The sequence below is a fragment of the Patulibacter defluvii genome, assembly GCF_034096925.1.
In the GTDB taxonomy this organism is placed as follows: Bacteria; Actinomycetota; Thermoleophilia; order Solirubrobacterales; family Solirubrobacteraceae; genus Patulibacter; species Patulibacter defluvii.
In genome coordinates, this window is sequence record NZ_JAWZSQ010000016.1 from 100,437 (window position 1) to 121,959 (window position 21,523).

22 protein-coding genes, 1 tRNA gene and 1 pseudogene are annotated in these 21,523 nt (G+C 75.0%); 19 read left to right on the forward strand and 5 right to left on the reverse strand.

Features of this window, described 5'->3' with window-relative positions; genetic code table 11:
- Entirely contained in the window at positions 1-1,047 is a 1,047-nt protein-coding gene (locus SH587_RS16350) for a sensor histidine kinase (RefSeq protein ID WP_320671705.1), read from the reverse strand.
- A gap of 143 nt (positions 1,048-1,190) precedes the next feature.
- Between SH587_RS16350 and SH587_RS16355 the strand changes: the two genes are divergently transcribed.
- From SH587_RS16355 to SH587_RS16365, 3 genes are all read left to right on the forward strand, one after another.
- Entirely contained in the window at positions 1,191-1,652 is a 462-nt protein-coding gene (locus SH587_RS16355; protein ID WP_320671706.1) for a hypothetical protein, read from the forward strand.
- Between the two features lie 285 nt (positions 1,653-1,937).
- A complete protein-coding gene (locus SH587_RS16360; RefSeq protein WP_320671707.1) occupies positions 1,938-2,897 on the forward strand; it encodes a fibronectin type III domain-containing protein in 960 nt (319 codons plus the stop codon).
- 44 nt (positions 2,898-2,941) lie between these two features.
- Positions 2,942-3,400, forward strand: coding sequence for a YtoQ family protein (locus SH587_RS16365; RefSeq protein WP_320671708.1), 459 nt, complete (start codon positions 2,942-2,944; stop codon positions 3,398-3,400).
- A gap of 48 nt (positions 3,401-3,448) precedes the next feature.
- Here the strand turns inward: SH587_RS16365 and SH587_RS16370 are convergent.
- Positions 3,449-3,521, reverse strand: a tRNA-Arg gene (locus SH587_RS16370).
- An 84-nt stretch (positions 3,522-3,605) separates the two neighbouring features.
- On the opposite strand from SH587_RS16370, the gene SH587_RS16375 reads away from it, so the two are divergent.
- The 6 genes from SH587_RS16375 to carB are packed head-to-tail and all read left to right on the forward strand — an operon-like array spanning position 3,606 to position 12,071.
- Entirely contained in the window at positions 3,606-4,652 is a 1,047-nt protein-coding gene (locus SH587_RS16375) for a ribonuclease Z (RefSeq protein ID WP_320671709.1), read from the forward strand.
- 32 nt (positions 4,653-4,684) lie between these two features.
- Positions 4,685-5,257: a bifunctional pyr operon transcriptional regulator/uracil phosphoribosyltransferase PyrR gene (gene pyrR, locus SH587_RS16380; RefSeq protein WP_320671710.1), complete on the forward strand. Its 573-nt coding sequence runs from the start codon at positions 4,685-4,687 to the stop codon at positions 5,255-5,257.
- Positions 5,254-6,237, forward strand: coding sequence for an aspartate carbamoyltransferase catalytic subunit (locus SH587_RS16385; RefSeq protein WP_320671711.1), 984 nt, complete (start codon positions 5,254-5,256; stop codon positions 6,235-6,237). The genes pyrR and SH587_RS16385 overlap by 4 nt, the downstream gene beginning before the upstream one ends.
- On the forward strand, positions 6,234-7,595 hold the full coding sequence (locus SH587_RS16390; protein ID WP_320671712.1) for a dihydroorotase: 1,362 nt from the start codon (positions 6,234-6,236) through the stop codon (positions 7,593-7,595). The genes SH587_RS16385 and SH587_RS16390 overlap by 4 nt, the downstream gene beginning before the upstream one ends.
- 28 nt (positions 7,596-7,623) lie before the next feature.
- Positions 7,624-8,877 (forward strand): glutamine-hydrolyzing carbamoyl-phosphate synthase small subunit, encoded by a 1,254-nt coding sequence (carA, locus tag SH587_RS16395; RefSeq protein ID WP_320671713.1) that lies wholly within the window; start codon positions 7,624-7,626, stop codon positions 8,875-8,877.
- On the forward strand, positions 8,877-12,071 hold the full coding sequence (gene carB / locus SH587_RS16400) for a carbamoyl-phosphate synthase large subunit (protein WP_320671714.1): 3,195 nt from the start codon (positions 8,877-8,879) through the stop codon (positions 12,069-12,071). Before carA ends, carB begins: the two co-directional genes overlap by 1 nt.
- A gap of 55 nt (positions 12,072-12,126) precedes the next feature.
- On the opposite strand, the gene SH587_RS16405 is transcribed toward carB, so the two are convergent.
- Positions 12,127-13,173: a quinone-dependent dihydroorotate dehydrogenase gene (locus tag SH587_RS16405; protein ID WP_320671715.1), complete on the reverse strand. Its 1,047-nt coding sequence runs from the start codon at positions 13,171-13,173 to the stop codon at positions 12,127-12,129.
- Positions 13,174-13,515: 342 nt separating this feature from the next.
- Between SH587_RS16405 and mihF the strand changes: the two genes are divergently transcribed.
- From mihF to SH587_RS16430, 5 genes are all read left to right on the forward strand, one after another.
- Positions 13,516-13,866 (forward strand): integration host factor, actinobacterial type, encoded by a 351-nt coding sequence (mihF, locus tag SH587_RS16410; RefSeq protein WP_320671716.1) that lies wholly within the window; start codon positions 13,516-13,518, stop codon positions 13,864-13,866.
- A 10-nt stretch (positions 13,867-13,876) separates the two neighbouring features.
- Positions 13,877-14,443, forward strand: a complete 567-nt coding sequence (gene gmk / locus SH587_RS16415; protein ID WP_320671717.1) for a guanylate kinase — start codon at positions 13,877-13,879, stop codon at positions 14,441-14,443.
- Between the two features lie 48 nt (positions 14,444-14,491).
- A complete protein-coding gene (gene rpoZ, locus SH587_RS16420; protein WP_040601081.1) occupies positions 14,492-14,719 on the forward strand; it encodes a DNA-directed RNA polymerase subunit omega in 228 nt (75 codons plus the stop codon).
- 170 nt (positions 14,720-14,889) lie between these two features.
- Positions 14,890-16,128 (forward strand): bifunctional phosphopantothenoylcysteine decarboxylase/phosphopantothenate--cysteine ligase CoaBC, encoded by a 1,239-nt coding sequence (gene coaBC, locus SH587_RS16425; RefSeq protein ID WP_320671718.1) that lies wholly within the window; start codon positions 14,890-14,892, stop codon positions 16,126-16,128.
- A 72-nt stretch (positions 16,129-16,200) separates the two neighbouring features.
- Complete coding sequence (locus tag SH587_RS16430; RefSeq protein ID WP_320671719.1) at positions 16,201-16,587, forward strand: tetratricopeptide repeat protein; 387 nt, start codon at positions 16,201-16,203, stop codon at positions 16,585-16,587.
- Here the strand turns inward: SH587_RS16430 and SH587_RS16435 are convergent.
- Complete coding sequence (locus SH587_RS16435; protein ID WP_320671720.1) at positions 16,584-17,576, reverse strand: zinc-binding dehydrogenase; 993 nt, start codon at positions 17,574-17,576, stop codon at positions 16,584-16,586. The two genes, SH587_RS16430 and SH587_RS16435, sit on opposite strands and share 4 nt — an antisense overlap.
- A 160-nt stretch (positions 17,577-17,736) precedes the next feature.
- Here SH587_RS16435 and SH587_RS16440 point away from each other — a divergent pair, with 160 nt between their 5' ends.
- Positions 17,737-18,441, forward strand: a complete 705-nt coding sequence (locus SH587_RS16440; RefSeq protein ID WP_320671721.1) for a hypothetical protein — start codon at positions 17,737-17,739, stop codon at positions 18,439-18,441.
- Here the strand turns inward: SH587_RS16440 and SH587_RS16445 are convergent.
- Complete coding sequence (locus SH587_RS16445) at positions 18,423-18,842, reverse strand: hypothetical protein (protein WP_320671722.1); 420 nt, start codon at positions 18,840-18,842, stop codon at positions 18,423-18,425. The genes SH587_RS16440 and SH587_RS16445 overlap by 19 nt on opposite strands.
- 100 nt (positions 18,843-18,942) lie before the next feature.
- Here SH587_RS16445 and rimP point away from each other — a divergent pair, with 100 nt between their 5' ends.
- From rimP to SH587_RS16460, 4 genes and pseudogenes are all read left to right on the forward strand, one after another.
- Entirely contained in the window at positions 18,943-19,377 is a 435-nt protein-coding gene (gene rimP / locus SH587_RS16450) for a ribosome maturation factor RimP (protein ID WP_320671723.1), read from the forward strand.
- Positions 19,378-19,383: 6 nt separating this feature from the next.
- The gene (nusA, locus tag SH587_RS16455) at positions 19,384-21,009 is read left to right on the forward strand and encodes a transcription termination factor NusA (protein WP_320671724.1); all 1,626 of its coding nucleotides are present in this window, start codon (positions 19,384-19,386) and stop codon (positions 21,007-21,009) included.
- A gap of 29 nt (positions 21,010-21,038) precedes the next feature.
- Positions 21,039-21,248: pseudogene (locus SH587_RS24670) on the forward strand (YlxR family protein); the annotation flags it as partial.
- Positions 21,248-21,523 (forward strand): translation initiation factor IF-2 N-terminal domain-containing protein (locus SH587_RS16460; protein WP_320671725.1); only part of this gene is annotated, 276 nt, incomplete at its 3' end. The pseudogene SH587_RS24670 and the gene SH587_RS16460, both read left to right, overlap by 1 nt.

Below are 21,523 nucleotides of genomic sequence, written 5' to 3' on the forward strand. Positions count from 1 at the left end.
TCAGAGCGGCAGCCGGACCCGGATCCGGAAGCCGCCGGCGTCGCGGCGGGCGGCGTAGAAGGTGCCGCCGTGGGCCGTCGCCCGCTCGCGCATCGCCAGCAGCCCGCGGCCGCCGGCGCCCTGCGGGTCGATCAGCGGCCGGCCGTCGTCGAGCACCTCCAGCTCGATCGCGTCCGGCGTCCAGCGCAGCTCGACCGTCGCCCGCCGCGGCCGCGCGTGCTGGAGCACGTTGGCCAGCGCCTCGTCGGCGATCCGGTGCAGGGTCAGGCCGATCCCGGCCGGCACCGGCCGCGGGTCGCCGCTGCGGCGCAGCTCGATCTCGCCGCCGGCGGCGCGGGTCCGCTCGACCAGCGCCTCGAGGTCGTCGAGCCCCGGCAGCGGCTCGTCGTCGTCGCCGTCGATCCCCAGCAGGTCGGTCAGGCGGTCGAGCTCGGCCAGCGCCGGGGCGACGGCGTCGGGCGGACCGAGGCGGGCGATCTCGGCCGCGACCACCCGCCGCGCCTCGCCGGCGATCTGGGTCCGTTGGAGCGCGACGCTGCCGCGGGCCGCGGCGACCTCGGGCGGGAGCGCGTCGGCGGCCGGTGCCTGGGCCGCGCGCCGGCGACGGACCACGCGGCCGGCGAGGATCGGGACCAGGAAGGCGACGCTGGCGATCAGGAAGTCGCCGACGTCGTGGCGCGGGGTCGAGAGGACCAGCGCGTAGGCGGCCATCAGCGCCCCCAGCAGCCCGGTCAGCGCGCGGTCGTCGGGCTCGTAGGCGCCGACCCCGTACATCGCGATCGCGATCGCCGCCACCGGCACGACGCTGGCGTCGGCGTCGACCCCGAGCGCGGTCTGGACCATCAGCACCGTCCAGACCGCGGCCGCGACGACCAGCGGCTCGCGGCGGCGGAAGGCCAGCGGCAGCGAGCCGGCGAGGGCGGCGATCCAGGCCAGCGGCTGCGGCTGGCCTCCCGGCCCGAGGGCGAGCAGGTCGATCACCCAGACGGCGGCGACGATCGCCGCGATCGTGAAGTCGACGGCCAGCTCGTCCTCGTCCTGGGCCACGCGCGAGCGCCCGCCGGCGGGGGCCGCGGGACGATCGGGGAGAGGTGACGGGCGAGGCGCCGTCCGCGCTGACGAGGCCACGGCCACACCATACCCGGGCGCCGCCGGGCGTTTCCGTCCGACGGTCGCTCTAGCGTCGCCCCATGGAGAGCTCGCTGGTCGGCACCGCCGTCCGCCGCGCTGGGGCCCGAAGCGAGGCCCCGCCGCCCGACGCCGATCCATCCGCGGCCGCGGGGAACCTGCTGACGCAGGCCCGCGACCTCGCCGCCCTCGCGCTGCGGTCGTCCGCCGCCGAGGACGTCATCGCCCACGCCGAGGCGCTGCAGCGCAGCTGCGCCCAGCTGGCCGAGGCCCCGCTGCCGGACGTTCGCCGGCGCCGCCGCGACCGGCTGGCCGTCCGGATCGAGGCGCTGGCGCTCGCCGCCGACGACCTCGCCGCGGTCGTGCTGCTGCGCTGCGACCGCGCGCCGGCGGCCCGCGAACGGGCGGTCGTGCCCGACGTCGGGCCGCTGATGGCGCGGATCGCCGAACGCCACGAACGGGTGCTGGACGCCCTCGGTCCGCGGCCCGCCGCGGCTCCGCCGGTCGCCCGCCGCGCCGCATGACCGGCAGCGGCGGCCCGCCCGTCCGACGCGGAACGCGGTGGCTGCGGACCGCGGCCCAGCCGCGCTCGCGACCGCGCGCCGCCCGCCGCGACGAGCGGCTGGCGAGCCGCTGGTGGGAGGGGCCGCCGCGGCGCCGCGCGCCCCGCCCGCGACCGGCCGGATAGCCCGCTTCCAGGGGAAACGGCGCACGCTCCGCGGGGGTGGACTAGCGTGGCGATACCGGCCCTGCGGCCGGCTCTTCGAACCACCTCCGCGGTCCGCGACCGCATCCCCCCAGGAGGAACCATGTCCCGCATCACGCCCATCGCCGTGGCCGCGGCCGCGATCGTCGCGATCGCGCCGGCCACCGCGCAAGCAGCCACCCAGCCGGTCGCCACGACCGGCCTGGCCGGGAGCATCACCCCCCAGAGCGCCACGCTGACCGGCACGATCGACCCCGGCGGCGCCGGCACCCGCTACGTCTTCGAGTACGGCAAGACCAAGAAGTACGGCGCCAAGACCGCGACCGCCTCGGCCGGCGGCGGCACCTCCAAGGTCGCCGCGACCGCCGCCGTCACCGGCCTGCAGTCGAACACCGTCTACCACTACCGGCTGGTGGCGCGGAACGCCAAGGGCGTCTCGCGCGGGGTCGACCGGACCTTCAAGACGCCGCGCCAGCCGCTCGGCTTCGCGGTCGCCGCCAGCCCGAACCCGATCGCGTTCGGCGATCCGCTGGTGATCGCGGGCACGCTCGGCGGCACCGGCAGCAGCAACCGCCAGGTCCAGCTGCAGCAGAACCCGTGGCCGTACACGACGGGCTTCCAGCCGGTCGGCAACGTCCAGCTGACCAGCAGCACCGGCGCCTTCACCTTCCCGCTGCTCGGCGTCGCGCTCAACACCCAGTACCGGGTGGTGACGACCGACAAGACCCCGACGATCAGCCCGGTGGTCCAGGCCGGCGTGCTGATCGACGTCGACACCGGCGTCCGCAAGACCCGCGTCTACCGCGGCTCGCGGCTGCGCTTCTCGGGCAAGGTCCACCCGGCCCGCGACGGCGTCCAGGTCGGCCTGCAGCGCAACGACCGCGGCAAGTGGAAGACGATCAAGGGCGGTCGCACGACGGCCGGCGGCACGACCTTCTCGCGCTACGAGCTGCGGGGGACGATCCGCAAGGGCGGCAGCTACCGCGTCTTCGTGAAGGTGGCCGACGGCAGCCTCCAGTCGCACTACGGGCCGGAGATCAAGATCCGGACCCGGCGCCGCTGAGCCGCGCCGGCGGAGCGCCCGGCGGGCCGGTCTAGGATCGAGCCATGGCTTCCTGGACCGTGTACCTGTCGGGCGAGATCCACACGGACTGGCGCGAGCGGATCGAGCGCGGCGCCGCCGACGCCGGGCTCGACGTCGCCTTCACCGCGCCGGTCACCGACCACGCCGCCAGCGACGACTGCGGGGCGGCGATCCTCGGCGCCCCGGCCGAGAGGTTCTGGCACGACCAGCTGGGGGCGGGGGTCAACGCGATCCGCACCCGGACCCTGCTGGAGCGGGCGGACGTGGTCGTCGTCCGCTTCGGCGAGCAGTACCGGCAGTGGAACGCGGCCTTCGACGCCGGCCAGGCGGCGGCGCTCGGCAAGCCGCTGATCACCCTCCACCCGCCCGAGCACGACCACGCCCTCAAGGAGGTCGACCGGGCGGCGCTGGCCGTCGCCCGCGAGCCCGAGCAGGTGGTCGCGATCCTGCGCTACGTGCTCGAGGGACGGCTGGCGGACTAGCCGGCCCGGGAACGACGAAGCCCCGCAACTCGCGGGGCTTCCGTTCGACGCGCCCGGAAGGATTCGAACCTTCGACCTTCCGCTCCGGAGGCGGACGCTCTATCCACTGAGCTACGGGCGCCGACCGCGGGGATTCTGGCACACCGGGGCGACCGCGGGCGTCCGGGCGGGGGCGGAGGGCCGCGACCGACTACCCTCGCTCCGCGTGGACCTGCACCTGCTCTTCGTCGGCACCGGCGGCTCGGCGCCCACCGCACGCCGCGGCCTGCCCGCGCTGCTCGTCCAACGCGGCGGCGAGCACGTGCTGATCGACTGCGGCGAGGGCACCCAGCGGCAGCTGATGCGCTCGAGCGGCCTGGTCGAGCTGGACCTGGTGCTGCTGACCCACCTCCACGCCGACCACTGGCTCGGCCTGCCCGGGCTGCTGAAGACCTTCGACCTCCGCGAGCGGACCGCGCCGCTGACCGTCGCCGGCCCGGAGGGGACCGCCGCCGCCCTCACCGCCCTGCTGCGGCTGGCCGGCGGGGTCCGCTACCCGCTCGAGGTCCGCGAGCTGGCCGCCGGCGACGCGCTCGACCGCGACGGCTGGGCGATCCACGCGCTCGAGGCCCGCCACCGCGGCCCGGCCCGCGGCTACGCGCTGGTCGAGGAGGGCCGGCCGGGCCGCTTCGACCCCGAGCGCGCGACCGCGCTCGGGATCAGCGACCGCCGCGACTTCGGCCGCCTCCAGCGCGGCGAGACCGTCGCCGGCGTGACCCCCGACCAGGTGATGGGGCCGCCGCGGGCGGGACGCAAGATCGTCGTCTCCGGCGACACCCGTCCCTGCGAGGCGATCCGGCTGGCCGCCTGGCAGGCCGACGTGCTCGTCCACGAGGCGACCTTCACCGACGACCAGCGGTCCCGCGCCCGCAAGACCGGCCACAGCACCGCCGCCGAGGCGGCCGAGCTGGCCGCCACGGCCGAGGTCCGGGCGCTCGCCCTGACCCACCTCTCGGCCCGCCACCGCCCGACCGACGCGCTGGCCGAGGCCCGCGAGCGGTTCCCGGGCGCGCTGCTGCCGCGCGACTTCGACCTGCTCGAGGTGCCCTTCCCGGAGCGCGGCGCGCCGGTCCACGTGCCGGGCGGTGGACGCTCGCGCCCGGCCGTCGGCGGCTCGGCGCTCGACGACCCGGAGGCCGAGCCCGGCCCCGGCGGCGACGGGCCCGCGCCCGACCCGTCCCGGGACGCTGATAACGTCCGTGGCGTTCGTTAAGCCGGTCCCGTGAGGCCGGCACGATCCCCCGCATGAGCACCGAGACCACCGTCCTGGACGGCGACGACCTGGCGCGCACGCTCGCGCGCATCGCCCACGAGATCGTGGAGCGGCACCCCGATCCGTCGACGCTCGTGCTGGTGGGGATCCACACCCGCGGCGCCCTGATCGCGCAGCGGCTCCAGCAGCGGCTGGCCGGGCTGCTCGAGCGCGAGGTCCCGCTCGGCGACCTCGACATCTCCTTCTACCGCGACGACCTGGCGACCCGGCCCGACGGCGGGCCGACGATCCACGCCAGCCACCTCGACGAGGTCCCGCTCGAGGGCGCCTCGGTGGTGCTGGTCGACGACGTGCTCTTCACCGGCCGCACGATCCGGGCCGCGATCGAGGCGATCTTCGACTACGGCCGCCCCGGCCGGGTCCAGCTGGCGGTGCTGGTCGACCGCGGCCACCGCGAGCTGCCGATCCGCGCCGACTACGTGGGCAAGAACCTGCCGACTGCGCTCGCCGACCGGGTCAACGTCCGCGTCGCCGAGATCGACGGCCGCGACGAGATCGCGATCCAACGCCGCGCCGCCGACGCCGACCCCCCGGAGGCCCGATGAAGCACCTGCTGTCGATCGAGGACCTGGACCGCGAGGCGATCGAGCGGCTCTGCGACCGCGCCGCGAGCTTCGCCGAGGTCGCCGAGCGGCCGATCAAGAAGGTCCCGGCGCTCCGCGGCCGGACGGTCCTCAACCTCTTCTACGAGTCCTCGACCCGGACCCGCTCGAGCTTCGAGCTGGCGGCCAAGCGGCTGAGCGCCGACGTGGTCAACTTCGCCGCCTCCGGCTCCTCGGTCGAGAAGGGCGAGTCGCTGCGCGACACCGTCCAGACGCTCGCCGCCCACCGGCCGCACGCGATCGTCGTCCGGACCCCGTGGGCCGGCGCCGCCGAGCTGATCACCAACTGGACCGACGCGGCGATCGTCAACGCCGGCGACGGCCAGCACGAGCACCCGACCCAGGCGCTGCTCGACGTCTACACGCTGCGGGCGCGGCTCGGCTCGCTCGACGGGCTCAACGTCTGGATCGTCGGCGACGTCCGCCACAGCCGCGTCGCCCGCTCGCTGGTGCTGGCGCTGCAGACGATGGGGGCGACCGTCACGGTCTGCGGCCCGCCGACGCTGATCCCGCAGGACTTCGAGGTCCTCGGCTGCGACGTCCGCTACACGCTCGACGAGATGCACCAGGCCGACGTCGTCTACGCGCTGCGGATGCAGCGCGAGCGGATGAAGCAGGCCTGGGTGCCGTCGCTGCGCGAGTACGCGTCCGTCTACCAGATCGACAGCCGCCGGCTGGGGCCGCGCCAGCTGCTGATGCACCCGGGGCCGGTCAACCGCGGGGTCGAGCTGGCCGGGGACGTCGTCGACGGCCCGCGCTCGCTGATCCTCGACCAGGTCCGGGCCGGCGTCCTCGTGCGGATGGCCGTCCTCTACGAGGTCCTGGCCGGCGCCACGCCCGCCGTGCCCCCGCGTCCCGCTTCCGCCGACGGCCCCGACGGGCCGCTCGGGCCCGACCATCGAACGGAGCTGCACCCCGCATGAGCCTCGCGCCCCTCGTCTGGGCCGGTGGAACCGGCGGCTCGCTGCCGACCGACGCCGACCTGCTGATCCACCACGCGCACGTGCTCGACCCCGGGGCCGGGATCGACGCCCCGTGGGACGTGCTCGTCCGCCGCGGCGAGATCGTCGAGATCGGCGCGCCCGGATCGGTCGAGCCGGGGCCGGGGGTCGAGGTCGTCGACGGGCACGGGCTGCACCTGTTCCCCGGCTTCGTCGATCCGCACGTGCACCTGCGGACCCCGGGCCAGGAGCACAAGGAGGACCTGGAGTCCGGCACCCGTGCGGCGGCCGCCGGCGGCTACTGCGCCGTGGTCGCGATGCCGAACACCTCGCCGGTGGTCGACTCGGCCGCGCTGCTCGGCTCGCTGCGCGACGCGGCGGCCCGGATGGCCCGGATCCCGGTCGGCTTCACCGCCGCGATCACCCGCGGGCTGGAGGGCGACGAGCTGACCGAGATGGCCGAGCTGCGGGCCGCCGGCGCGGTCGGGTTCACCGACGACGGCAAGCCGGTCACCAGCGCCGGCGTGCTCCGCAAGGCGATCCAGTACCAGCGGATGTGCGGCGGCGTGATCGCCCTCCACGAGGAGGACCCGACGCTCTCGGCCGGCGGCTCGATGCGCGAGGGCGCGGTCTCCGCCCGGCTCGGGATCGCCGGGATCCCGTGGCTGTCGGAGTCGACGATGGTCGCGCGCGACGCGGCGATCGCCGGCCACGAGCAGGGCCGCGTGCACTTCCAGCACCTCTCCTGCGTCGCCTCGGTCGACGCGATCCGGGCGGCCAAGGCCCAGGGCTTCCGGGTCAGCGGCGAGGCCTCGCCGCACCACCTGCTGCTGACCCACGACGCGGTCCGCGACCTCGACACCTCGATGAAGATGAACCCCCCGCTGGGCTTCGAGGAGGACCGCCAGGCGCTGATCGAGGGCCTCCGCGACGGCACCCTCGAGTGCATCGCGACCGACCACGCGCCGCACGCCCCCGACGAGAAGGCCGTGCCCTTCGAGCAGGCGCCGATGGGGGCGACCGGCCTCGAGGCCGCCTTCGCCGCCGTCTACAGCGAGCTGGTGCGGCCGGGGATCCTGCCGCTCGGCCTGGTCGTCGAGCGGCTGACCGCCGGCGCCGCGCTGATGGAGCTGGAGACCCCGACGATCGCCGTCGGCGAGCGGGCCAACCTGGCCCTCGTCGACCTCGAGCGCGAGTGGACCGTCGGCGAGGGCGGCTACGAGAGCCGCTCCTCGAACTGCTGCTTCCACGGACGCCGCTTCCACGGGCGCGTCCTGATGACCGTGGCCGACGGCGGCGTCGCGTACCGCGAGCGCAGCTTCGCCGTCCACGCCGCGTGACCCCGTCCCCCGACCAGCGAGCCTCCGCATGAGCGACACCACGCCCCGCCCTGCCTACCTGCTGCTGGAGGACGGGACCCGCTTCGACGGTCTCGCCTGCGGCGCGCCGCTGACCGGCCCCGGCACGGCGCCCGCCGGCCGCTCGACCGGCGAGGTCGTCTTCACCACCGGCATGGCCGGCTACCAGGAGTCGGTCACCGACCCCTCGTTCGCCGGGCAGCTGATCGTCTTCACCTACCCGCACATCGGCAACTACGGCGTCAACGGCGACGCGATGGAGTCCGACCGGATCCACGCCCGCGCGGTGATCATGCGCGAGGCGGTCAACCACGAGGACGCGCCCGCCGCCGAGCAGGGCTGGCTCGACTGGCTGACCGACTGCGGCGTGCCGGCGATCACCGGGATCGACACCCGCGCGCTGGTCCGCCACATCCGCGACAAGGGCGCGATGCGCGGCGGGCTCTTCGACGGCGAGCTGCCGCAGGCCGACGCCGCCGCGGCGATCGAGGCCGAGCCGCCGATGGCCGGCCAGGACCTGGCCTCGACCGTCACCCCGGCCCAGGCCGAGCTGGTCGGCGGCGAGAACGACGGTCCCCTGATCGCCGCGATCGACACCGGCATCAAGCGCTCGATCGTGCGCGAGCTGGTGAAGCGCGGCGCCCGCGTCCGCCTGCACCCGCTGAGCGACGGGCCGGAGGCGCTGCTGGAGGGCGACCCGGACGCGATCTTCCTGGCCAACGGCCCCGGCGACCCGGGGGTGGTCGAGCACGTGATCCCGACGATCCAGGCGCTGCTCGGGACCAAGCCGGTCTTCGGGATCTGCATGGGCCACCAGCTGCTCTGCCGCGCGGTCGGGCTGGAGACCTACAAGCTGCCGTTCGGCCACCGCGGCGGCAACCACCCGGTCAAGGACCTGACCACCGGCCGGGTCGAGATCACCTCGCAGAACCACGGCTTCGCCGTCCAGACCCCCGACGGCAGCGGCCGGATCGACGGCGACGAGCCGGTCCGCTGGGAGACCGGCTTCGGTCCCGCGGAGCTGAGCCACCTGAACCTGTACGACCGCACGGTCGAGGGGCTGGTGCTGCCGGAGGCCAACGCGGCCACCGTCCAGTACCACCCCGAGGCGGCCCCCGGGCCGAACGACGCCGGCTACCTCTTCGACCGCTTCCTGGAGCGGATCGCCAGCGGCTCGCTGGCCGGGGTCACGCAGCAGACCGGGGACGCGGCGGCGAGGGCCGCCGGCGTCGCCCCGGAGTCCGACACGGAGGAGACCGCCTGATGCCGCGCCGCGACGACCTCCGCCGGATCATGATCCTGGGCTCCGGCCCGATCGTGATCGGGCAGGCCGCCGAGTTCGACTACTCCGGCGCCCAGGCCTGCAAGGTGCTGCGGGAGGAGGGGTACGAGGTCGTCCTCGTCAACTCCAACCCGGCCACGATCATGACCGACCCGGAGTTCGCGGACGCGACCTATGTCGAGCCGCTGCTGCCGGGGCCGGTCGCCCAGATCATCGAGAAGGAGCGGCCCGACGCGCTGTTGCCGACCCTCGGCGGTCAGACCGCGCTCAACCTGGCCAAGGCGCTGCACGAGGACGGCACGCTGGAGAAGTTCGGCGTCGAGCTGATCGGCGCCAACTACGACGCGATCAACTGCGCCGAGGACCGCGACCTGTTCGCGGTCGCGATGCAGAAGGCCGGGCTGGCGATGCCGGCCTCGGCGATCGTGCGCTCGAAGGAGGGCGACGCCGCCGACGGCGCGCCGCTGCCGGCCGACGAGGTCGACCGCCAGATCGCCCACGCCCGCGAGGCCGCCGGCCTGCCGGCGATCGTCCGCCCGGCCTTCACGCTCGGCGGCCGCGGCGGCGGGATCGCCCGCACCGAGGAGGAGTTCGAGCGGATCGTCCGCGGCGGGCTCGACGCGTCGCCGATCGGCCAGGTGCTGGTCGACCAGTCGGTGATCGGCTGGGGCGAGTTCGAGCTCGAGGTGATGCGCGACAACGGCGACAACGTCGTGATCGTCTGCTCGATCGAGAACGTCGACCCGATGGGCGTCCACACCGGCGACTCGGTGACCGTCGCCCCGCAGCAGACGCTGACCGACCGCCTGTACCAGAAGCTCCGCGACCAGGCGATCGCCGTGATCCGCGCGGTCGGGGTCGAGACGGGCGGCTCGAACGTGCAGTTCGCGGTCAACCCGACGACCGAGGAGATCCTGGTCATCGAGATGAACCCGCGGGTCTCGCGCAGCTCGGCGCTGGCCTCGAAGGCGACCGGCTTCCCGATCGCCAAGATCGCCGCCCGCCTGGCCGTCGGCTACCGGCTGGAGGAGATCACCAACGACATCACGAAGGCGACGCCGGCCGCGTTCGAGCCGACGATCGACTACGTGGTCGTGAAGTGGCCGCGGTTCGCGTTCGAGAAGTTCGCCGGGGTCGACGAGACGCTCTCGACCCACATGAAGAGCGTCGGCGAGGCGATGGCGATCGGCCGCACCTTCGGCCAGGCGTTCGCGAAGGCGATGCGCTCGCGCGAGCTCGACGCCAAGGTCGCGATCGGCGACGACGAGACGGTCGAGCAGCTGGTCGAGCGGATCCGCGCGCCCCGCACCGAGCGCTACGACGTGCTGCTGGAGGCGATCCGGCGCGGCGCGACCGACGCCCAGCTGCACGAGGCGACCGGGATCGACGCCTGGTACCTGCGGGAGCTGCGGCGGATCGCCGACGACCCGACGATCGCCACCGACCCCGGCGCCGACGCGCCCGCGAACGGCGAGGTCCGGACCTTCAAGTCGGTCGACACCTGCGCGGCCGAGTTCGCCGCCTCGACGCCCTACTTCTACTCCGGCTGGGAGCGGCCCGACGCCGACGGCCGCCCGCGCCACGAGGTCGACCGCGGCGACAACCCGTCGGTGGTGATCCTCGGCGCCGGCCCCAACCGGATCGGCCAGGGGATCGAGTTCGACTACTGCTGCGTGCACGCCGCGATGACCGTCCGCGACCGCGGCCGCGACGCGGTGATGATCAACTGCAACCCGGAGACGGTCTCGACCGACTACGACACCTCGAACCGGCTCTACTTCGAGCCGCTGACGCTCGAGGACGTGCTCGGCGTGATCGAGGTCGAGCAGCCGGAGGGCGTGATCGTCCAGTTCGGCGGCCAGACCCCGCTGCGGCTGGCGCAGGGCCTGCAGGCCGCCGGCGTCACGATCCTCGGCACCAGCGTCGAGGCGATCGACCGCGCCGAGGACCGCGGCGCCTTCGGCGAGGTGCTGGCGAAGCTCGGCTTCCAGGCCCCGCCCTACGCGACGGCGACCTCGTTCGAGGGCGCGCTCGAGGCCGGCGACCGGGTCGGCTATCCGCTGCTGGTGCGGCCGAGCTACGTGCTCGGCGGCCGCGCGATGGAGATCGTCTACGACCGCGACGGGCTCGCCGACTACCTGCAGCGCGAGGCCGACACGACGGCCGGCAAGGAGATCTTCCTCGACCGCTTCCTGGAGAACGCGATCGAGGTCGACGTCGACGCGCTCTGCGACGGCGAGGACGTCTGGGTCGGCGGGATCATGCAGCACGTCGAGGAGGCCGGGATCCACTCCGGCGACTCGGCCTGCGTGCTGCCGCCGCACTCGCTCGGGCGCGAGATGATCGACCGGATCCGCGAGTGGACCCGGGGGATCGCGCTCGAGCTCGGCGTCCGCGGCCTGATCAACATCCAGTACGCGGTCCACGGTGGCCAGCTGTACGTGATCGAGGCCAACCCGCGCGCCTCGCGGACGGTCCCGTTCGTCTCGAAGGCGATCGGCGTGCCGCTGGCCAAGATGGCCTGCCGGATCATGCTCGGCGAGCGGCTCGCCGACCTCGAGCTGCCGGAGGACCCCTTCGCCGGCGGCCACATCGCGGTCAAGGAGGCCGTGATGCCCTTCGACCGCTTCGTCGGCGCCGACGCGCTGCTGGGGCCGGAGATGCGCTCGACCGGCGAGGTGATGGGCGTCGCCGCCGACTTCCCCTCGGCCTTCGCCAAGGCCCAGGCGGCGGCCGGCTCGCCGCTGCCGAGCAGCGGCACCGCCTTCATCTCGGTCACCGACGGCGACAAGCCGGCCGCGATCGCCGTCGCCCAGCTGCTCCACGACCAGGGCTTCCGGCTGCTGGCCACCCGCGGCACGCAGGAGGCGATCACCCGCATGGGCCTGCCCTGCGACGCGGTCGCCAAGCTCCAGGACGTCGGCCGCGACGGCACCGACCAGCAGGGCCACCGGACGGCGGTCTCGGAGATCGAGGCGGGGGAGGTGGCGCTGGTCGTCAACACCCCGACCGGCTCCGGCGCCCGCACCGACGGCTACGAGATCCGGCGGGCGGCGATCACCGCCGGGATCCCCTGCGCGACGACGGTCTCGGCCGGGCTGGCCGCGGCGCGCGCGATCGCGGTCGCGAAGGCCGGCGACCTGCAGGTGGTCTCGCTCCAGGAGCTGCACCCCTGAGCCGGCGCCGTTGGCCGTCCGCCGCGGCGGACGGCGAACGGGCGTCGCGGCGCGCTCAGCCGCGGTCGGCGAGCGCGCGGTTGATCCGCCGCACCAGGCCCGGGCCGCGGTAGACGAGCCCGGTGTAGACCTGGACCAGGCTGGCACCGGCGTCGAGCATCCGCCGTGCGTCGTCGGGCGAGCCGATCCCGCCGACCCCGATCACCGGCAGCCGCCCGCCGGTCTCGCGCGCGACGAGCGACACGACCGCGACCGCCCGGCGGTGGACCGGGCTGCCGCTGAGGCCGCCCTGCTCCTGGGCCAGCGGCCGGTCGGCGGCGGCGAGGCCGTCGCGGCCGATCGTCGTGTTGGTCGCGATCAGCCCGTCGATCGCGTGGGCGTCGCAGACCTCCAGGACCTCGCCGATCGCGGCGTCGTCGAGGTCGGGCGCGATCTTCACCAGCAGCGGCAGCCGGGGGCCGCCGGCGGCCAGCGCGTCGGTCTCGCGCCGCAGCTCGCCCAGCAGCTCGTCGAGCGCGGCGCGGTCCTGCAGCCCGCGCAGCCCGGGCGTGTTCGGCGAGCTGACGTTGACCGCGAAGTAGTCGCCGAAGGGGGCCAGCCGCCGCAGCGACCAGCGGTAGTCCTCGACCGCCTCCGCGACCGGGGTCACCTTCGACTTGCCGATGCTGATCCCGAGCGGGATCGGCTGCGGCCCGAGCGCGGCCAGCCGCTCGGCGAGCGCGTCGGCGCCGTGGTTGTTGAAGCCCATCCGGTTGATCACCGCGTCGCTGGCCGGCAGCCGGAAGAGCCGCGGACGCGGGTTGCCCGGCTGCGGGTGGCGGGTGACCGTGCCGACCTCGACGAACGCGAAGCCGAGCGCGGGCCAGGCCGGCAGCGCGCGGCCGTCCTTGTCCATCCCGGCCGCCAGCCCGACCAGGCCCGGGAAGCGGACGCCGAAGACGGTCGTGCCGGCGCCCGCGGCCGTCCGCCGGCGCAGGCCCGCGACCAGCGCCGGCCGCCGGCCCAGCCGCGCGAGGCCGGCCACCGTCCGCTCGTGCGCGACCTCGGGATCCCCGCCGCCGAGGCGGAAGACGACCGGTCGCGCGAGTCGCTCGTACAGCACGGCCACATCGTGGCATCCGCGGCTGTCGGCCGTCCGGCCGCCGGCGCCGGGCGCGCGCGGTCGGGCGGCGCAACTTCGCGCCCAGTCGCGCGACCCGTTCGGCGGCGGCCCGGGTCGGCGAGCCGTGCCGCGGGGCCGGCGCGGACGATCTCCCGCCGGGGCGCCTGCGTGCGCCGTAGGCACGGGCTGCTCCGGAGATCTGCTCGGCGCGGGCGCCCGTGGCGGGTGGGCGCCGAGCGGGCGCGGCACCACGCGGCTCAGCCTGAACCTCGACTTCAGGTCCAGGCGAGTTGGCGATCGGGCCGCGCGCGTCCCCCGATTCGCGGGTAGACTCGCGCGGCGATGTCGCCCGCCGCCAACGCCCCGTCCAAGTCCTCGGTCACCCCCGAGCGCTCGCTGAACCAGCGACTGGATGCGTTGCAGCGGGCCAACGAAGTGCGCTCCAAGCGCGCGGCGCTGAAGCGCGACCTGAAGTCCGGCCGCCAGTCGATCGACCGGCTGCTGCTCGACCCGCCGGAGTGGCTGGAGACGGCGAAGGTCGTCGACATGCTGCTCGCGGTCCCGAAGTACGGTCGCGTCCGCGCCGGCAAGATCCTCGGCCAGTGCCGGATCTCGGCCTCGAAGACGATCGGCGGCCTCACGCCACGTCAGCGCACCGAGCTCGTCCAGGCGCTCCGCCAGCCGCGCGGCTAGCCTCCCTCGGGTGGCCCGCGTCTTCGTCATCACCGGCCCCTCCGGGGTCGGGAAGGGCACGCTCATCCGCCGCCTGCGCGCGGCGGTCCCCGAGCTGCGCCTGAGCGTCTCTGCGACCACCCGCGCGCCACGGCCGGGGGAGGATCACGGTCGCGACTACTGGTTCCTCGACGACGAGGAGTTCACCCGCCGGGTCGCGGCGGGCGACTTCGTCGAGCACGCCGAGTACGCCGGCCGCCGCTACGGGACCCTCCGTGAGGAGCTCGACCGGCACCTCGCCGACGGAGCCCCGGTGGTGCTGGAGATCGAGGTCCAGGGGGCCCAGCAGGTTCGCGGCACGATGCCCGAGGCGATCCAGGTCTTCGTCGCCCCGCCCAGCTTCGAGGAGCTGCGCGCGCGGCTGCAGGGCCGCGGCACCGACGACGCCGAGGTGGTCGCCCGCCGGCTCGAGGTCTCGCGCGGGGAGCTGCGCCAGCAGGACCAGTTCGACCACCTGATCGTCAACGACGACCTCGAGCGCGCGACCGACGAGCTGGTCGGGATCGTGCGCGACAGCCTCACCGCCGCTGCCCGCTGAGCCGACCCCGCGCCGGGTCCTCCGCCGGGGCCTGCGTACAATGGAGCCATGATCTCCCCGCGGATGGACCAGCTCCTCAACAACGTGGACTCCAACTACGCCTCGGTCCTGGTCGCCGCGAAGCGCGCTCGGCAGATCAACGCCTACTACCACAACCTCGGTGAGGGGGCGTTCGACGAGTTCCCGCCGCCGATGGTCGAGACGGCGTCGAAGAACTACCTGACGATCGCGCTCGAGGAAGTCGCCGCGGGCAAGATCACGTACCGCTACCGCTAGGCGGGCGGGCGGCGCGAGGCGTCCGTGGACGCGTCGCATCTCGGGCCGCACGACGCTCGGCAGTACGAAGTACAGCTCTCGCGCCGTCCGACCCGACCTGCTCGGTCCACGACACCTCGCATCCACCCGTGGGTGGGTGGAAGGCGCCGTGTCGTCGTAGTCTCTAGCTGATGGCTCGTCTGCTGCTCGGCGTCACCGGCGGGATCGCCGCCTACAAGGCGGTCCTGTTCGTGCGGCTGGCCACCGCGGCCGGCCATCGGGTGCGGGTGATCCAGACCCCCGCCAGCCAGCGGTTCGTCGCCCCGGAGACCTTCCGGGCGATCACCGGCGCACCGGTCCTGACCGACGAGTTCGAGCCCGATCCGCTGCGTGGCGCCTTCCCCGGCGACCCGCTGCCGGAGCACGAGCCGATCAGCCACCTGGCGCTGGTCGAGCGGGCCGACGCGTTCCTGATCGCCCCCGCGACGGCGAACACGATCGCCGGCCTCGCCCAGGGCCGGGCCGACACGCTGATCGGCTCCGCCTACCTGGCCGCCGACGGCCCGGTGCTCGTGGCGCCGGCGATGAACCACCGGATGTGGCACCACCCGGCCACCGTCCGCAACGTCGCGCGGCTGACCGACGACGGCGTCCGCGTGCTCGAGCCGGGCAGCGGCCGGCTGGCCTCGCTCGGCGAGCAGGGCGACGGTCGCCTGGCCGAGCCCGAGGCGCTGCTGGCCGCCATCGAGGCCGCCCTCGCCGACGGTGGCGGCGACCTGACCGGACTGCACGTGCTCGTCTCCGCCGGCGGCACCCGCGAGCCGATCGACGCGGTCCGCTTCGTCGGCAACCGCTCCTCGGGCAAGATGGGCTACGCGCTGGCCGCCCGCGCCGCCGCCCGCGGCGCCACCGTCACCGTCGTCGCGGCCAATGTCGCCCTGCCCGACCCACCCGGCGCGACCGTCGTCCGGGTCGGCAGCGCCGAGCAGCTGCGCCAGGCCTGCGGCGAGGCGTTCGGCTCGGCCGACGTGCTGCTGATGGCCGCCGCCGTCGCCGACTTCCGCCCGATCGACCCGGCCGGCGGCAAGATCAAGAAGGCCGGCCGGACCGCGCTGACGATCGAGCTGGAGCCGACCGTCGACGTCCTCACCGAGCTCTCCGGCCGCCGCCGCGAGGGCCAGACCCTGGTCGGCTTCGCGGCCGAGCACGGCGAGGGCGCCCTCGACTACGCCCGCGACAAGCGCGAGCGCAAGGGCCTCGACGCGGTCGTCCTCAACGACGTCGCCGTCCCCGGGATCGCCTTCGACGCGGCCGAGAACGCGGTCACGATCGTCACCGCCGACGGCGAGCAGGTCGTGGCCCGGGCGGCCAAGGAGGCGGTCGCCGACGCGATCCTCGACGCCGTCGTCGCCGCCCGCGCGCCGGCCTGAGCGCGGCCGCGCCCGGATCCGTCCGTCCCGCGGAGGACCCTTGACCGAGTTGTCACACTCGGTGATATGCCGATGTCCACCGCCTACGAGCTCTACCGTTCCGGGAGCGCCCTGCTGGAGCAGGGCGACCACCACGCCGCGACGCTGCCGCTCAGCCGGGCCCGTGACCTCGAGCCCGAGTCGCGGATGGTGCGCGAGGCCCTCGGCCGTGCGCTCTTCGGCGCCCAGCGGTTCCGCGAGGCGGCCGGCGAGTTCGCGGCGGTCGTCGAGGGCGAGCCGAACAACGACTACGCCCAGTTCTGCCTCGGCCGCGCGCTCCAGCTGCAGGGCCGCCACGCCGAGGCGCGGCCGCCGCTGACGATGGCCGCCCTGCTCCAGCCCCAGCGCAGCGACTACCGCGTCTACCGCGACCGCACGATCGCCGCCCTCCAGCGCCAAGCCGACGACGGCGCCCGCTAGGGCACCAGCACCGTCTTGCCGATCGTCCGCCGCGCCACCAGGGCGCGGTGGGCGTCGGCCGCGGCGGCGAGCGGGAACGGCGGGCCCACCAGCGGTCGCAGGCGGCCGCTGGCCGCCGCTTCCAGGGCCGCGACCTCCCAGGCCCGCAGGCCGCCCCGGCCGTTGGGGCCGGCGAGCACCCGCGGGCCGATCGCGCCGGTGACCGAGATCCCGCGGCCGAGCACGTCGGTGGCGTCGAGCCGGGTCGGCGCGCCGGCCGACCAGCCGAACAGCACCAGCCGTCCGCGCGGGCCCAGCAGCTCGAGCGCCGCCCGGCCGACCGGACCGCCGACGCCGTCGTAGACCACCGTCGCCCGCCTCTCGCCGAGCGCGTCCCGCAGCCGCGCGGCCCAGCCGTCCTGGTCGTAGTCGAGGGCGATCGTGGCGCCCAGCTCGGCCACCCGGGCGGTCTTCTCGGGCCCGCCGGCCAGCCCGACCACCGTCGCCCCGGCCGCTCGCGCGGCCTGCACCAGCAGGTTGCCGATCCCGCCCGCCGCGGCCGGCACGAGCACCACGTCGTCGGCCGCCGGCGGGGCCGCCTCGAGGATCGCCAGCGTCGTGCGGCCGGTCCCGATCATCGCCACCGCCGCGGGCGCCGCCAGGCCGTCGGGGATCGGGTGGACCGCGTCGGCCGCGGCCAGCGCCAGCTCGGCGTAGCCGCCGCTCGCCTGGCCCAGGTGGCCGACCACCCGCCGGCCCAGCCACGCCCGGTCGACGTCCGGTCCGACCGCGTCGACCGTGCCCGCGACCTCGCGGCCCGGCGTCATCGGCAGCGCCGGGAGCGGGAACGGGCCGCCCGCCTCGCCGGCGCGGATCTTCGTGTCGAGCAGGTGGACGCCGCTCGCCAGCACCGCGATCCGCAGCTGGCCGGGACCGGGCTCGGGGTCGGGCAGCTGCTCGTAGCGGAGGACGTCGGGGGCACCGAACTGGTGCTGGCGGATCGCGTGCATCGGAGGGCTCCGGGGTCGGGCGATCGACCGTAGGACCTCGACCGTGGTTGAAGTCAAGGCGCCCGTCGTCGGTCGCGGGAGCGGTTCGCCGAAAGTCGGGGCGCGAACCGCCCTCGGGCCGATGCGCGCGGCCCCGGTCGACCGCGACGATCGACCGGCGATGGCCTCCCGTCCCGACCGCGAACCCTTCGTCCTGCGCGCCGGCGGCCGCGAGCTGCGGGTCGAGCAGCGCGAGGCCGGGCTGCGGACGGCGCTGACGCTGCTCGTCGACGGCGAGCCTCGGGCCGAGCGGCGGACCACCTCCGACGTCACCCTCGAGGCCGACGGGCTGGCCGTCCGGGTCGACGTCGACTGGCGGGGCCGGATCCGGCGCTGCCTGCTGGTCGACGGCGAGGAGCGGATCCCCTTCGACCCGCCGCCCGGCAGCCGCGCCGCCCGCCGGGTCGCCCTCCAGCGCGAGCATCCCGTCCGCTACACGCTGCAGGAGGCCGGCCGCGCGACCGCCGGGGTGCTGATCCCCCTGCTGGGGATCGGCGCGCTGCTGCGGCTGCTGCTGCCGAAGGTCGACCTGCCCGAGGTCGACCTGCCCGACCTGACGCCGGACATCGACCTGCCCGACCTGATCCCCGACGTCGACCTGCCGCGGATCGACCTGCCCGGCTGGCTCGACGCCCTCCTCGCCAGCGGCCGCTACTGGATCCCGGTCGCGATCGCCGTCGCCCTCGCCGTCGGCGAGATCCGCCGCCAGCGCCACAAGCAGGAGCGCGAGCGAGCCGCGCGCGAGGCCGCCGACGCCGCGCCGACACCGCCGCCCGCGCCCGACCGCGAGCCCGAGCCCGACCGCGATCAGGCCGCGAGCCGCTGACGGGCGACCGTCGCCGCCTCGACCAGCCGTCCCAGCAGCTGGTCGACCGCGGCGGCGGCGAGCCCGGCCGCCGGCAGCTCGCCGTGAACCCAGACGGCCCCGGCCGACGACGTCGCGTAGCGCACCAGCCGCAGGTCGCGGCGGTTGCGGTGCAGCAGCCACTGGCCGTCCAGCCGCCCCGGCCCGCAGACCTCCGCCTGGGCCCGCAGCAGGCCGCCGCGCAGCGCCAGCCCCACGTGCAGCGGCCAGCCCGCGCACTCGACGGCCAGGCCCCACTCGCCGGCGGCCGGCCGGTGGAGCGGCGCGCCGGCCGCGGCCAGGGCCGACTCGACGGCCGCCGCGGCGGCCGTCGCGGGCGCGGACCGGCCGAGATCCGGGACCTGGTCGAAACCTGCCTGCATGCGGCGATGGTACGATCGAACCCCAGCGTTCGAGGACGCCGCTCGGCGGCACTCTTCCGAAGTGGGCGAGAAGCCCGCTTTTTTTGTGGCTGAACACGTGATGACCACCTCCATCCAGGACACCGTCGAAGACCGGCTGCGGACGACCGAACCGGCCGTCGAGGTCCTCCTGGCCGAGGTGGTGGGGGGCGGCACGCTGCGGGTGGTCATCGACCATCCCGACGGCGTCTCGCTCGACCTCTGCGCGCAGGTCACGCATCAGCTCGGCGACCTGCGGGAGCGCTACGGGATCGAGGTCTCCTCGCCCGGCAGCGAACGCCCGCTGGTCAAGGCCGAGCACTTCCGTCGCTTCCTCGGACGCCGCGCCCGCGTCCGCACGCGCGAGCCGATCGCCGGTGACGGCGACGCTCCGCGGCGGTCGTTCACCGGCGAGCTGGTCGGCGCCGACGAGCGAGCGGTGACGCTCGCCGCGGACTCGGGGATCGTCACGATCCCCTACGCCGAGATCCATCGCAGCAACCTGGTCGAGGAGTAAGGACCCATGTCTCGCGAGATCATCGAAGCGATGCGCGCCCTGGCGCGCGAGAAGGGGATCCCCGAGGAGCGGCTCGTCGCGGCGCTCGAGGACGCCCTGCTCTCGGCCTACAAGAAGCAGCCGGACTCGGCCAAGTACGCCCGCGTGGAGCTGGACCAGGAGTCCGGCGACTACCGCGTGATCGAGCTGCTCGTGCCCGAGATGCTCGAGGCCGGCCTGATCGTCGAGACGATCGACGAGCAGTCCTACGAGGACCCGGAGACGGGCGAGTGGGTCGAGCCCGCCGACGTCGAGATCCCGGCCGAGAAGCTGGCCGAGCACCGGGACGAGATCCCGGAGCAGGACGTCACCCCGGACGACTTCGGTCGGATCGCCGCGCAGACCGCCAAGCAGGTCATCCTGCAGCGGATCCGCGAGGCCGAGCGGGACATGATGTACGACGAGTTCGCCGATCGCGTCGGCGAGATGGTCACCGGCATCGTCCAGCAGTCCGACAACCGCTACACGCTGCTCCAGCTGCGCGACCGGGTCGAGGCCCTGCTGCCCCGCTCGGAGCAGGTCTACGGCGAGCGCTACGACCACAACCAGCGCCTGAAGGCGGTGATCAAGGAGGTCTCGCAGTCCGCGAAGGGCCCCTCGATCATCGTCTCGCGACGCGACCCGGAGGTCATCCGGGCGCTGTTCGAGCTGGAGGTCCCGGAGATCGCCGACGGCCTGGTCGAGATCACCGGCGTCGCCCGCGAGCCCGGCTACCGCTCGAAGATCGCCGTCGTCAGCCACGCCCAGGGCGTCGACCCGGTCGGCGCCTGCGTCGGCCCCCGCGGCTCGCGGGTCCGGATGGTCGTCTCCGAGCTCAAGGGCGAGAAGATCGACATCATCCCCTACAACGACGAGCCCGGCCGGTTCATCGCCAAGGCGCTGTCGCCCGCGCAGGTGCGCGAGGTCTTCATCGACGACGAGCAGCGCCAGGCGACGGTCGTCGTGCCCGACGAGGACCTGACGAAGGCGATCGGCCGCGAGGGCCAGAACGTGCGGCTCGCCGCGCGCCTGACCGGCTGGCGGATCGACATCAAGAAGGCCTCCGACGTGCTCGCCCAGGCCGCCACCAGCGGGGGCGACGGGAGCGAGGACGAGGTCCCGCAGGGCGACGGTCGCTGCCAGGCGGTCCTCACCAGCGGCCGCCGCTGCCCGAACGCGGCGCTGCCCGGCTCGGTCTTCTGCGGCCTGCCGGTCCACCAGGCGCTGGTGCGCTTCGGGACCGTCGAGGTCGCGGTGCTCGACGACCTCCCCGAGGAGGACCTCGACGCGCTGGCCGATCCGGACAAGTCGCAGGAGGACGTCCAGGAGATCGTCACCCGGGCCGAGGAGGCGTACGCCGAGCGCGTCGCCGTCGAGGGGCCGGACGAGGTCTACGACGAGGCCGTCGAGGGCGAGATCGCCGACGACGCGGCCGTCGAGGGCGAGGACGTCGTCGTCGACGACGTGGCCGCCGAGGAGGAGGCCGCCGAGGCCTACGACGACGGCGGCGACGGCGAGCCGGAGGCCGGGACGGCCGCCGCCGACGACGCCACCGAGGCCGTGGGCGCGGGGCTCGCGGACGACGACGGGGCGGAGGACGCACCGTCGGCGTAGCCACCCGACACCCGGAGCGGCGCTGCGTCGGCTGTGGCCGCCGCGCACCGCAGGCGGAGCTGCTCCGCCTGGCTGCCGTCGGCGATCACGTGGTCGCCGACGGGCAGCGTCGACTCCCAGGACGTGGGGCGTACGTGTGCAACCGCACCTGCGCCGAAGCGGCTCTCGGGCGACGCGCGCTGGCGCGCGCGTTCCGACGGCCGATCAGCAACGACCAGGACTTTCTACACTCACTCTGATGGCGAATAAGCGCGTGCACGAAATCGCCAAGGCTCATGGCGTTCCGAGCAAGGATCTGCTCGATGCCCTCCAAGCGGATGGGCATGACGTCTCCACGGCCTCGTCCAGCGTCGACGAGGCCGTCGCGCTGCGTTCGATCAAGGCCCACGGCGGCGCCTCGGCGCCGGCCCAGGACGGCCCGGCGGCGACGCCCGCCCGTCCCCAGCAGCGGCCCGCCCGCCCGGCGGCCGCCGGCCAGCGCCCGGTCCGTCCGGCGGCGCCCGGCGGCGCCCCC